This is a genomic window from Bacteroides thetaiotaomicron VPI-5482 (assembly GCF_000011065.1).
Lineage (GTDB): Bacteria > Bacteroidota > Bacteroidia > Bacteroidales > Bacteroidaceae > Bacteroides > Bacteroides thetaiotaomicron.
On sequence record NC_004663.1, the window covers coordinates 915,992 to 927,796 of the forward strand.

Genomic DNA, 11,805 nt, shown 5'->3' on the forward strand with positions numbered 1-11,805 from the left:
AAAAAAGAAAAGCCTGTTTTCTTCACAGAAAGCAGGCTTATAAAATTCAAAAGAAATTCTTTATGAAATGTTGAACACAAATGCTGCTAATTCACATTACCGGCATTTGGTTACTCAAAGAAAGAAATCTTAATCAGCAAAAAGAGGATATTTCTTCATTGTCTCATTGACACGTGCACGTACTTGTGCGATCACCTCTTCATTTTCCACGTTAGACAGAACTGTTTCGATCATTTCGGCAATTTCGATCATCAGGTCTTCTTTCGCACCACGGGTTGTGATGGCAGGAGTACCCAGACGGATACCGGAAGTTTGGAAAGCAGAACGGCTGTCAAACGGAACCATGTTCTTATTCACGGTAATGTCAGCAGAAACTAATGCTTTTTCTGCTACCTTACCTGTCAGATCAGGGTATTTGCTACGCAGGTCAACCAGCATGGAGTGATTGTCCGTACCACCGGAAACGATTGTAAAACCACGGTCTATCAAGGCCTGTGCCAGTATGGCAGCATTCTTCTGAACCTGTTTTGCATATTCCTTGTATTCCGGTTGCAGGATTTCACCGAAAGCTACGGCTTTGGCAGCGATTACGTGTTCCAACGGTCCGCCCTGTACACCTGGGAATACAGCTGAATCCAGTAATTGAGACATCATTTTGATTTCACCCTTCGGAGTTTTCTTTCCCCAAGGATTAGGGAAATCTTTTCCCATCATGATGACCCCACCACGAGGTCCGCGAAGTGTTTTATGTGTAGTCGAAGTGACGATGTGTGCATATTTAACCGGGTTCTCCAACAGTCCGGCAGCGATCAGACCCGCAGGGTGAGCCATGTCGATCATCAGGATAGCGCCTACTTTATCTGCGATTTCACGCATACGTTTGTAGTCCCATTCGCGGGAATAAGCAGAGCCGCCGCCGATAATCATTTTCGGCTTTTCGCGCAAAGCAACTTCTTCCATCTGGTCGTAGTCTACACGGCCGGTTTCCTGATTCAGATTGTATTCGCAAGGAGTGTAGATAATGCCGGAAGTGTTTACTAATGAACCGTGAGAAAGGTGTCCGCCGTGTGCGAGGTTTAATCCCATAAACTTGTCGCCTGGATTCAAAACAGCCAGAAATACGGCTGCATTGGCTTGTGCTCCTGAATGCGGTTGTACGTTTGCCCATTCGGCACCGAAGATTTCTTTCAGGCGGTCGATAGCGATTTGTTCGCTTTGGTCAACTACTTCACAACCTCCGTAGTAACGTTTGCCCGGATAACCTTCTGCGTACTTGTTAGTCAGGCAAGAACCCATTGCCTGCATTACCTGGTCACTTACAAAGTTTTCAGATGCAATCAGCTCGATACCTTTCAGCTGACGTTGGTGCTCTTTTTCGATGATGTCGAAAATTAAGTCGTCTCTTTTCATTCTTTTTATAAGTAATATTAAATTTTTAATTCGAGATACCTATTTTAAGCGCACAAAGTTAGTGAAAATAAATAAAGAACGAAGGAACTATAAGAAAAATGTTAGTAAATGGAGGAAATTAATAGATAATGGATAATTTATCGTACGGAATGAATAGGAGGTGTCTGTTTTTGCCGGTTGCCGACTATCAAAAGTTCATCAGCCGGCTGTCGGATGTTCTTTAAAGAATGAATCCGAACGAGAAACTTAATGCGCTGTCGCGGCGGCGGAAAATGATAGGGCTGACTCCCGTGCTGCCGTCTGAATTGATATTGTCATAAACGATGGATTTGGAGATATTTCCTATCCCCTGTTCGTAGCGGAAGTCGAAAAAGATGCGGGAGATATTGACGCCGACACCGATCACGACGCTGACATTGAGCGGATACAGCTTTTCATGAATCCCTTTCTGGTCGAAGTTTGTGAAAGTGATTTCGTTCTGCTTTCCCCATAGATACCGGAGTTTTGGACCGGCAAAGATAGACATTCCGTATGGTCCTTTTTTCACTACGTTATATCCGTAGAGAATAGGGAAGTCGATACTGTGAAGTACGGACTGTACCGAAGCATAATCGGGTTCGATGGCAGGGTGTTGCGAACCGAGTTTGTCAAAGGTGATCTCGCCTTTGCTGACATTATAGGATGCTTCCGGCTGAATGAAATGCTTCTTTATATTAAAGCGCATGAAGATCGCGCCAAAATAGCCGATCTTATAATTATTTTGTACTTCGTCGATCGTTACGTCTTTGATTTTCAATTCGGATACCATAAACATGGAAGAATTAAATCCGGCTTTGATACCAAAGTTGATTTTCTTTGTGTTGGGACGTTCCACTTTATCTGCGTTACGATCTTGGGCGAAAGCTGTGCAAGCTATCGCCATCCAACCGAAAAGAATTATGTTGCGCAGTATATTCATGGCAGTACTTTTTTCTTTATTTCTTCTTTTCTACACTCCAGCCGAATTTCCCTATTTTTTCTCCCAGGTCGTAATATCCTCCGTGCACATATACCAGCGGGTTCGCTTCCGCCAGTTCGAACTTGCCGGTTTCGGGATTCAGGTTCCGGTCGTCTGCACGGACGTTTACCACATCGGCGATAAACATATCATGCGAACCGAGCGAAACAATTTCCTTCACGCGACATTCGATGCAGAGGGGAGACTCTTCGATCAGCGGTGCGCTGACTACGGTGCAGCGTCCCGGAGTGAGTTTCATCTCTTCGAATTTACGATAATTCCGTCCCGAACGTACTCCGCACCAGTCGGTAGGGAACGCCATGTCTTTAGTTGTCAGATTGATGACGAACTCCATATTCTTCTTGATGATGTCGTAGGAGTGTCGTTCCGGTCGTACGGATATATAGCACATGGGCGGGTTTGTACAAATCGTACCCGTCCATGCTACTGTTATAATATTATATTCACTTTCATCTTTTCCGCAACTCACCAATATGGCAGGCAGCGGATAGATCATCGTTCCCGGTTTCCAGTCTTGTTTCAATTTAATAAAAAATTAAGAATGAGGAATGGAGAAACTAGAGGATGGTGATTTCCTCGCGTTTCTGTTCTTTCTCGCAATAATGGCACTTCACGATGCAATTATCCTTGTCTATCACATGAAATAACGTAGGCATAGGTTCATTGTTCGTGATACATTTCGGATTGGCGCATTTTACGATGCCGTGCAGTTCGTCCGGCATTCTGACTTCTTTCTTTTCAACGACTTCATAGTCGCGGATAATGTTCAGTTTTACGTAAGGTGCTACTACCGATATGCGGTTGATTTCTTCGTCGCAGAAAAACTTGTCGGCGATTTTGATAATGCCTTTTTTCCCTAGCTTTTTGCTGTCGAGGTTGAAGCCGATGGTGATGTTACACTTCATTTGCTCCACGCCCAGTAGCTGTACGACAGTAAAGAGTTTTTCTGATGGGATATGGTCAATCACTGTCCCGTTTTTCAGGGCAGCTACTTGCAATGCTTGTTTATTTTCGCTCATAATAAAATATCGTTTTTAACGTCCTCTAATGTGATACCTAATACGTCGCAAAGGATGGCTTCACGGGCATACAGACCGTTTTGCGCCTGTTGGAAATAATATGCTTTCGGGTTGTTGTCCACGTCGTAAGCAATCTCGTTGACACGGGGCAGCGGGTGCAGAATGCGGAGGTTCGGACGGGTGTTCTCCAGCATCTTGTTGCGCAGGATATATACATTTTTCACTCGTTCGTATTCCATCAGGTCGGTGAAGCGTTCGCGTTGCACACGGGTCATGTACAGGATGTCGGCATCAGCGATAATTTCTTCGGTAAATTCGGTATGTTCAATGTATTTGATCTGATGCTCTTTGCAGTATAGCTTATATTCTTCCGGCATTTTCAGTTCATCGGGGGCGATGAAGTGGAATGTAGGATTGAAGTGACGCATAGCCATCAGTAGTGAGTGGACGGTGCGTCCGTATTTCAAGTCTCCCACCAGAAAGATGTTCAGGTTTTCCAGTGTTCCCTGAGTTTTGTAGATGGAGTAGAGGTCGAGCATCGTTTGTGACGGGTGCTGGTTGGCTCCGTCTCCTGCATTGACGATGGGTACGGGTGCTACTTCGCTGGCATATCGGGCAGCTCCTTCGAGATAGTGTCGCATGACGATAATATCCGCATAGCTGCTAACCATCATGATCGTGTCTTTGAGTGTTTCTCCTTTTGAGGAGCTGGTTGCTTTCGGATCAGTAAATCCGATGACGCGTGCGCCGAGGCGATTGGCTGCTGTTTCGAAACTCAAACGGGTACGGGTGGAAGGTTCGAAGAACAGGGTTGCTACTACCTTACCTTGCAATAACCGGCGGTTGGGGTTCATTTCAAACTGCTTCGCCATTTCGAGCATGTAGAGGATTTTTTCTTTAGAATGTTCGGCAATGGTTACTAAACTTCTGTTTTCCATTTTGTTATCTTTTATGTGGATAGAACTTGTTTTACCGGAGTGTAAAGGTACGAAGAAAATGTAAAATACAAACTTTTTTTCTCTTTTTATTCGTTTTTCGGTTGGTTTTAAAATATCAAATAAATCAAAAACTCGTTTGCTGTATGCTATATTTTATCTACCTTTGCGGCTTAGTTATAAGCATCTTTTTTAAGCTAGAAGAAACATGATTCGAAAAATAATAAACGCTCTTTGGGTATTGTTGGCAGTTGCTTTAATAGCTATCGTAGTTGTTTTTGTGTCTATCTCTAAGGGCTGGATAGGCTATATGCCTCCTGTGGAAGAACTGGAAAATCCCAATTATAAATTTGCAACTGAGGTATTCTCGGAAGACGGGAAAGTACTGGGTACCTTCTCAATGGAAAAAAATAATCGTGTATACAGCAGCTATGCCGATCTTTCTCCCAACATCATTCATGCGCTGATTGCGACGGAGGATGTTCGCTTTGCCGAACATTCCGGTATTGATGCGAAGGCACTTTTCCGTGCCATCGTCAAGCGTGGATTATTGTTGCAGAAAAGTGCGGGTGGAGGTAGTACGATCTCACAACAGCTGGCAAAACAGTTGTTTACGGAAAAGGTGGCAAGCAATACTATGCAGCGTCTGTTGCAGAAACCGATCGAATGGGTGATTGCCGTAAAACTGGAACGTTACTATACGAAAGAAGAGATTCTGACAATGTATCTTAATAAGTTCGACTTCCTGAATAATGCTGTCGGTATAAAGACAGCCGCGTCTACTTATTTCGGCTGTGAACCCAAAGATTTGAAAATAGAGCAGGCAGCGATGTTGGTGGGAATGTGTCAGAATCCGTCCCGTTATAATCCGGTATCCCGAAATCCGAAAATCCGTGAGAATGCATTGGGACGTCGTAACGTCGTACTGCGTCAGATGGAAAAAGCCGGTTACATCTCGGATGCGGAATGTGATTCTTTGCAGGCACTTCCGCTGAAACTTGCATATACCCGTGTAGACCATAAAGAAGGTCTGGCAACCTATTTCCGCGAATATCTTCGTGGTGTGATGACTGCCAAGAAACCGGTTAAGAGCGAGTACCGCGGCTGGCAGATGCAGAAGTATTATGAAGATTCACTTTCATGGGAAACAAATCCGCTGTACGGCTGGTGCGCCAAAAATAAAAAGAAAGACGGCTCGAATTATAATATCTACACGGATGGTCTGAAGATTTATACCACCATCAATTCGCATATGCAGCAATACGCTGAGGATGCTATCAAAGAACATTTAGGCGACTTCTTGCAACCTCTGTTCTTTAAAGAAAAACAAGGAAGTAAGAACGCCCCGTATGCAAGGGCATTGCCGCAGGCGCGGGTGGAAGAATTGCTGACCAGAGCCATGAAACAAACCGAACGTTATAATGTAATGAAGTCAGCGGGTGCTTCTGAACAGGAGATTCGCAAAGCATTCGATACTCCTCAGGAAATGTCTGTTTTCACCTGGGCAGGTGAGAAGGATACGATTATGACTCCGATGGACTCTATTCGCTATTACAAACACTTCCTGCGTACAGGATTCATGTCGATGGACCCGATGACCGGATATGTGAAGGCGTATGTTGGAGGACCGAATTATACATATTTCCAATATGACATGGCAATGGTGGGACGCCGTCAGGTAGGTTCTACTATCAAGCCGTATCTGTATACACTGGCGATGGAGAACGGATTTTCACCTTGTGATCAGGTGCGTCATGTAGAACAAACGCTGATTACCGAAACAGGAGAGGCATGGACTCCCCGAAACGCCAATAATAAACGTTATGGTGAAATGGTGACTCTGAAATGGGGACTGGCCAATTCGGATAACTGGATTTCGGCTTACCTGATGGGTAAACTGAATCCTTATAACCTTGTAAGGCTGATTCATAGTTTTGGTGTACGAAACAAGGCGATCGACCCTGTTGTTTCACTTTGTTTGGGTCCCTGCGAAATTTCTGTCGGTGAAATGGTAAGCGCATATACAGCTTTTGCCAATAAGGGGATTCGGGTAGCTCCGTTATTCGTCACCCGCATTGAAGATAGTGACGGCAATGTGCTTTCTACGTTTGCACCGCAGATGGAAGAAGTTATCAGTGTTTCGAGCGCATACAAGATGTTGGTAATGCTTCGTTCCGTTATCAATGAAGGAACAGGCGGACGTGTTCGCCGTTACGGAATTACGGCCGATATGGGCGGTAAAACAGGTACGACCAATGATAACTCGGATAGCTGGTTTATGGGCTTTACTCCATCATTGGTGTCCGGTTGCTGGGTAGGAGGTGATGAACGTGACATCCACTTTGGTACAATGACTTATGGACAAGGGGCTGCCGCCGCATTGCCTATCTGGGCAACTTATATGAAGAAAGTCTACGATGACCCGACTTTGGGATACAGCCAGACGGAAACGTTTAAACTGCCCGAAGGTTTTGACCCTTGTGCCGGTTCGGAAACACCGGACGGAGAAGTCTTCGAAGAAACGGGACTGGACGATTTGTTTAATTAAACCTCTCATCGTGCATAAATGTATCATTTGTATCGGAAGTAACTACAACCGGAAAGAGAATCTTCTTCTGGCTCGCAGGAGACTGGTGGATTTGTTTCCTACCATCCGCTTTACGTCTGAACAGGAGACACGCCCTTTGTTTTTCAGAAGTCCGGCATTGTTCTCCAATCAGGTGGCGATGTTCTTCTCGGAAGCGGAGGAGGAAAGAGTGCGCAAGGAGCTGAAAGCTATCGAGCAGTCCGCCGGGCGTCGTCCGGAGGATAAGAAGGAAGAAAAAGTCAGTCTGGATATTGATTTGCTCTCTTTCGATGACCGGGTGTTGAAGCCGGAAGACCTGAAAAGAGAGTATGTTGTGAAAGGATTAGAAGAATTAAAATACAATCAGATATGAAATTTCTGGGAATAATACCTGCCCGCTACGCATCCACCCGTTTCCCTGCGAAACCATTGGCTATGCTGGGGGGGAAGACGGTGATACAGCGTGTATACGAACAAGTAGCGGGCATCTTGGATGATGCTTATGTGGCTACCGATGACGAACGTATTGAAGCTGCCGTAAAAGCATTCGGAGGAAAAGTTGTCATGACTTCCATTGATCATAAAAGTGGTACCGACCGCTGCTATGAGGCGTGCACAAAGATCGGGGGCGACTTTGATGTGGTAGTCAATATACAGGGGGACGAACCTTTCATCCAGCCTTCCCAGCTGAATGCTGTAAAGGCTTGTTTCGAAGACCCTACCACGCAGATTGCTACGTTGGTGAAGCCTTTCACAGCCGATGAACCGTTTGCCGTACTGGAGAATGTCAACTCCCCGAAAGTGGTGCTCAACAAGAATTGGAACGCACTTTATTTCAGCCGTTCCATCATACCTTTTCAGCGCAATGCCGATAAGGAAGACTGGCTGAAGGGACATACCTATTACAAACATATCGGTCTGTACGCTTATCGCACGGAAGTATTGAAGGAGATCACCGCTCTACCGCAATCCTCTCTGGAGTTGGCAGAATCACTCGAACAGTTGCGCTGGCTGGAGAATGGATATAAAATAAAGGTAGGCATCAGTGACGTGGAAACGATCGGTATCGACACACCGCAGGATCTGAAACATGCAGAAGAATTTTTGAAGAACAGAAGCTGATTTATGGATCGTACGATACAACCTGAAATACAAGCCCTGAAAAATTTCCATATCCTTTCTCCCGTCCGGACTACTTTGCCGAACGGTGTCCCGTTGACGGTTGTCAATGCCGGTGAACAGGAGGTGGTCCGTATGGATATTCTTTTTGCCGGAGGGCGCTGGCAACAGTCGCAGAAGTTGCAGGCGCTGTTTACAAACCGGATGCTACGCGAAGGCACGCAGAAGTATACGGCGGCAACCATTGCAGAGAAACTGGATTATTATGGTTCATGGCTCGAACTGTCCAGTTCGTCGGAGTATGCTTATATCACTGTCTACTCGTTGAACAAGTATCTGGCAAAAACGCTGGAAGTCGTGGAATCCATGATTAAGGAACCTGTGTTTCCGGAGAAAGAACTGCATACCATCCTGGATACGAATATCCAGCAATATCTGGTCAATACTTCTAAAGTAGACTTCCTTGCACACCGTGGCCTGTTACAGGCGCTTTACGGGACACAGCATCCATGCGGGCAAATTGTAGTGGAGGAGGATTATCATGCCATTACACCGGAAGTACTCCGTGATTTCTACGGACGGCATTATCATTCGGGCAACTGTTCCATTTTCCTGTCGGGTAAGGTGACGGAAGATATCATTCGCCGGGTGACCGGTGCTTTCGGGACTCCTTTCGGACAATATCAGCTGAAAGCATCAAAACCGATATTTTCATTCGTTGCCGTTCCCGAAAAACGAATATTCATAGAGCGTGAAGACGCTTTGCAAAGTGCGGTGAAGATGGGATGTACCACCATTACCCGTCAGAATCCTGACTATCTGAAATTACGCGTACTGATGACGCTGTTCGGAGGATACTTTGGCAGCCGTCTGATGTCTAATATCCGTGAAGAGAAAGGATATACTTATGGGATTTCTGCCGGAATTATGTTCTATCCGGATAGCGGTTTGCTGGGAATCTCGACCGAAACGGATAATGAATACGTGGAACCGCTGATACAGGAAGTATATAATGAGATAGACAAACTACACCGGGAGCCTGTTCCTATGGAAGAACTGACGATGGTGCGCAACTATATGCTGGGCGAAATGTGCCGGAGCTATGAATCGCCTTTCTCGCTGGCGGATGCGTGGATTTTTATTGCTACTTCGGGGCTGGATGACCAGTATTTCTCCCGTTCTTTGCAGGCTGTAAATGAGGTGACACCTCAGGAAATACAGGAATTGGCACAGCGCTATTTGTGCAAAGAGACATTAAAAGAGGTCATTGCTGGTAAAAAGTTGTCATAATTTGCTTTCCGGTATGGCACTTTTTGGGAGAGAAGTTGTATCTTTGTCCAAACTGTAATTTTAATGAGTAACGAGTAAAACTAATGAGGAAATATCTATATACTACACTTTTTTTGACTCTTCTTGCACAGGGAGGAGTGATGGCACAAGATAACAATACCAGCAAAGGTGGGTTCTTCGGAAAGTTGAAAGACACATTCTCTACAGAAATAAAAATCGGAAATTATACTTTCAAAGATGGTAGCGTCTATACAGGAGAGATGAAAGGACGCAAACCGAACGGAAAAGGGAAAACGGTCTTTAAAAATGGGGATGTCTACGAAGGGGAATATATCAAAGGAAAACGTGAAGGCTACGGAATCTATTCTTTTCCGGATGGAGAGAAGTACGAAGGTCAGTGGTTCCAGGATCAGCAACACGGAAAAGGAATCTATTATTTTATGAATAATAACCGTTATGACGGAATGTGGTTCCAGGATTATCAGCATGGTGCCGGAACGATGTATTATCATAATGGCGACTTATACGTGGGCAACTGGGCGAACGACAAGCGTGAAGGCGAAGGTACTTATACGTGGGCGAACGGTGCTAAATACAGCGGTCACTGGAAGAATGACAAGAAGAACGGCAAAGGTACCATGAACTGGGACGATGGCTGCAAGTACGACGGTGACTGGAAAGATGATGTACGTCACGGAAAAGGCGTATTCGAATATACCAACGGAGACAAGTATGACGGTGACTGGGCAGATGATATCCAGCATGGAAAAGGTACTTATTTTTTCCATACGGGAGATCGCTACGAAGGTTCTTATCTTTTGGGAGAACGTACCGGAGAAGGCGTTTACTATCATGCCAATGGAGATAAATATGTAGGAAATTTCAAAGACGGTATGCAGGATGGAAAAGGTACCTTCACGTGGGCAAACGGTGCTGTGTATGAAGGTGACTGGAAAAACAATAAACGCGAAGGCAAAGGTATCTATAAATGGAGTAACGGGGATGTTTACGAAGGAGACTGGAAAAATAATCGTCCTCACGGTCAGGGCTCTCTGAAAACCGTTGCCGGTATGCAATATAAAGGTGGTTTCGTAGACGGACTGGAAGACGGACAAGGCGTTCAGATCGACAAAGACGGTAACCGCTTCGAAGGCTTCTTCAAACAAGGAAAGAAAGATGGCCCTTTTGTGGAAACAGATAAAGACGGAAAGGTGATCAAAAAAGGAACCTATAAAATGGGAAGACTTCTTTAAAAGAAAGAATTATAGATAAATAAGAAAGCCGGCTAAATTCAAGTTTAGCCGGCTTTCTTTATCTTATCCTTTACTCATCATTCTTCATTTAGATGATATATTGTGAACTGATGGACTCGTTATTCATTACCCGCTTGATTGTTTCTGCAAACATATCAGCGATGCTCAGTTGTTTCACTTTCGCGCATTTCTTAGCGTAAGGGATACTGTCTGTAAATACCATTTCAGTCAATCCGGATTCCTGCACACGGAAAGAAGCAGGGTCAGACATTACACAGTGGCTGGCAATAGCGCGTACGGATTTGGCTCCGGCTTCCATCATGATATTGGCAGCTTTGGTGATGGTGCCTGCTGTATCTACGATGTCATCGATCAATACTACGTTTTTGTCTTTCACATCACCGATGATTTGCATGGAAGCTACTTCATTGGCTTTTTCACGTGACTTGTTGCAGAGTACCAAAGGTACACCAAGGTATTTGGAGAAAGTGCTGGCGCGTTTTGAACCACCTACGTCCGGTGTAGCAATCACCAGGTCTTCCAGTTTCAATGACTGGATATAGGGGAGGAATACGGCTGATGCATACAGGTGATCTACGGGGATATTGAAGAATCCCTGAATCTGGTCTGCATGCAAATCCATGGTAATCAGTCGGTCGATACCTGCTACTGAAAGCAGGTCGGCTACCAATTTAGCTCCGATAGATACACGAGGTTTGTCTTTTCTGTCCTGACGTGCCCATCCGAAATAGGGGATAACAGCTACGACGCTCTTTGCAGATGCACGTTTGGCGGCGTCGATCATCAGGAGAAGTTCCATTAAGTTGTCTGAGTTAGGGAAAGTAGACTGCACAAGGAATACATGTGCGCCACGAATTGATTCTTCGTAAGAAACGGCAAACTCACCATCTGCAAAGTGGGTGATGTTCATGTTTCCCAGAGGACAATTGAGACTTGCGCAGATTTTCTCTGCAAGATATCTCGAGTTAGTTCCCGAGAATACCATAAAGGGTGCTTTTTCGCTCATTTTGTAATAGATGTTACCTATTTGTTAATTTGCCTGCAAAGGTAGGAATTTCTCTTATTATTTAGAAAGACTTATTGTAGAAAAAATAATTTTCTCTCCAACTTATCGGAAATATTTGTAGATTTGCAAGTAAGAACGAAGAACTGAGAATGAAGAATGAAGAATTAT

Annotated in this window: 11 protein-coding genes; 5 read left to right on the forward strand and 6 right to left on the reverse strand. The window is 44.8% G+C overall.

Annotated features, from left to right (window positions below; all coding sequences use genetic code 11):
* Nucleotides 1-129 precede the first annotated feature (129 nt).
* The 5 genes from glyA to pyrB all read right to left on the reverse strand — a co-directional run bounded on the left by glyA (nucleotide 130) and on the right by pyrB (nucleotide 4,385).
* Complete coding sequence (gene glyA, locus BT_RS03690) at nucleotides 130-1,410, reverse strand: serine hydroxymethyltransferase (RefSeq protein WP_011107424.1); 1,281 nt, start codon at nucleotides 1,408-1,410, stop codon at nucleotides 130-132.
* A gap of 220 nt (nucleotides 1,411-1,630) precedes the next feature.
* Nucleotides 1,631-2,368 carry a porin family protein gene (locus BT_RS03695; RefSeq protein WP_008761413.1) on the reverse strand — a complete coding sequence of 246 codons (738 nt, stop codon included), beginning with the start codon at nucleotides 2,366-2,368 and terminating at the stop codon, nucleotides 1,631-1,633.
* 16 nt (nucleotides 2,369-2,384) lie between these two features.
* Nucleotides 2,385-2,951, reverse strand: a complete 567-nt coding sequence (locus BT_RS03700; RefSeq protein WP_032840898.1) for a flavin reductase family protein — start codon at nucleotides 2,949-2,951, stop codon at nucleotides 2,385-2,387.
* Nucleotides 2,952-2,985: 34 nt separating this feature from the next.
* On the reverse strand, nucleotides 2,986-3,447 hold the full coding sequence (gene pyrI / locus BT_RS03705; protein WP_008761415.1) for an aspartate carbamoyltransferase regulatory subunit: 462 nt from the start codon (nucleotides 3,445-3,447) through the stop codon (nucleotides 2,986-2,988).
* The gene (gene pyrB / locus BT_RS03710) at nucleotides 3,444-4,385 is read right to left on the reverse strand and encodes an aspartate carbamoyltransferase (RefSeq protein WP_008761416.1); all 942 of its coding nucleotides are present in this window, start codon (nucleotides 4,383-4,385) and stop codon (nucleotides 3,444-3,446) included. Before pyrB ends, pyrI begins: the two co-directional genes overlap by 4 nt.
* A gap of 205 nt (nucleotides 4,386-4,590) precedes the next feature.
* On the opposite strand from pyrB, the gene BT_RS03715 reads away from it, so the two are divergent.
* The 5 genes from BT_RS03715 (at nucleotide 4,591) to BT_RS03735 (ending at nucleotide 10,610) form a co-directional block, all read left to right on the forward strand.
* Nucleotides 4,591-6,930, forward strand: a complete 2,340-nt coding sequence (locus BT_RS03715; protein ID WP_011107425.1) for a transglycosylase domain-containing protein — start codon at nucleotides 4,591-4,593, stop codon at nucleotides 6,928-6,930.
* A gap of 10 nt (nucleotides 6,931-6,940) precedes the next feature.
* Nucleotides 6,941-7,321, forward strand: coding sequence for a 2-amino-4-hydroxy-6-hydroxymethyldihydropteridine diphosphokinase (locus tag BT_RS03720; RefSeq protein WP_008761418.1), 381 nt, complete (start codon nucleotides 6,941-6,943; stop codon nucleotides 7,319-7,321).
* Nucleotides 7,318-8,070: a 3-deoxy-manno-octulosonate cytidylyltransferase gene (gene kdsB, locus BT_RS03725; protein WP_008761419.1), complete on the forward strand. Its 753-nt coding sequence runs from the start codon at nucleotides 7,318-7,320 to the stop codon at nucleotides 8,068-8,070. The genes BT_RS03720 and kdsB overlap by 4 nt, the downstream gene beginning before the upstream one ends.
* Nucleotides 8,071-8,073: 3 nt before the next feature.
* Nucleotides 8,074-9,357: a M16 family metallopeptidase gene (locus BT_RS03730; RefSeq protein ID WP_008761420.1), complete on the forward strand. Its 1,284-nt coding sequence runs from the start codon at nucleotides 8,074-8,076 to the stop codon at nucleotides 9,355-9,357.
* 83 nt (nucleotides 9,358-9,440) lie between these two features.
* Complete coding sequence (locus BT_RS03735; protein WP_008765612.1) at nucleotides 9,441-10,610, forward strand: phosphatidylinositol-4-phosphate 5-kinase; 1,170 nt, start codon at nucleotides 9,441-9,443, stop codon at nucleotides 10,608-10,610.
* 88 nt (nucleotides 10,611-10,698) lie between these two features.
* Here BT_RS03735 and BT_RS03740 read toward each other — a convergent pair whose 3' ends face one another.
* Nucleotides 10,699-11,637, reverse strand: coding sequence for a ribose-phosphate pyrophosphokinase (locus BT_RS03740; protein ID WP_008761422.1), 939 nt, complete (start codon nucleotides 11,635-11,637; stop codon nucleotides 10,699-10,701).
* Between the last annotated feature and the right edge of the window lie 168 nt (nucleotides 11,638-11,805).

Excerpts from the sequence above, each read along its gene's own strand:
- glyA (WP_011107424.1), bottom strand. The coding sequence starts at position 1,410 with ATGAAAAGAGACGACTTAATTTTCGACATCATCGAAAAAGAGCACCAA.
- BT_RS03695 (WP_008761413.1), bottom strand. The coding sequence starts at position 2,368 with ATGAATATACTGCGCAACATAATTCTTTTCGGTTGGATGGCGATAGCT.
- pyrI (WP_008761415.1), bottom strand. The coding sequence starts at position 3,447 with ATGAGCGAAAATAAACAAGCATTGCAAGTAGCTGCCCTGAAAAACGGG.
- pyrB (WP_008761416.1), bottom strand. The coding sequence starts at position 4,385 with ATGGAAAACAGAAGTTTAGTAACCATTGCCGAACATTCTAAAGAAAAA.
- BT_RS03715 (WP_011107425.1), top strand. The coding sequence starts at position 4,591 with ATGATTCGAAAAATAATAAACGCTCTTTGGGTATTGTTGGCAGTTGCT.
- kdsB (WP_008761419.1), top strand. The coding sequence starts at position 7,318 with ATGAAATTTCTGGGAATAATACCTGCCCGCTACGCATCCACCCGTTTC.
- BT_RS03730 (WP_008761420.1), top strand. The coding sequence starts at position 8,074 with ATGGATCGTACGATACAACCTGAAATACAAGCCCTGAAAAATTTCCAT.
- BT_RS03735 (WP_008765612.1), top strand. The coding sequence starts at position 9,441 with ATGAGGAAATATCTATATACTACACTTTTTTTGACTCTTCTTGCACAG.
- BT_RS03740 (WP_008761422.1), bottom strand. The coding sequence starts at position 11,637 with ATGAGCGAAAAAGCACCCTTTATGGTATTCTCGGGAACTAACTCGAGA.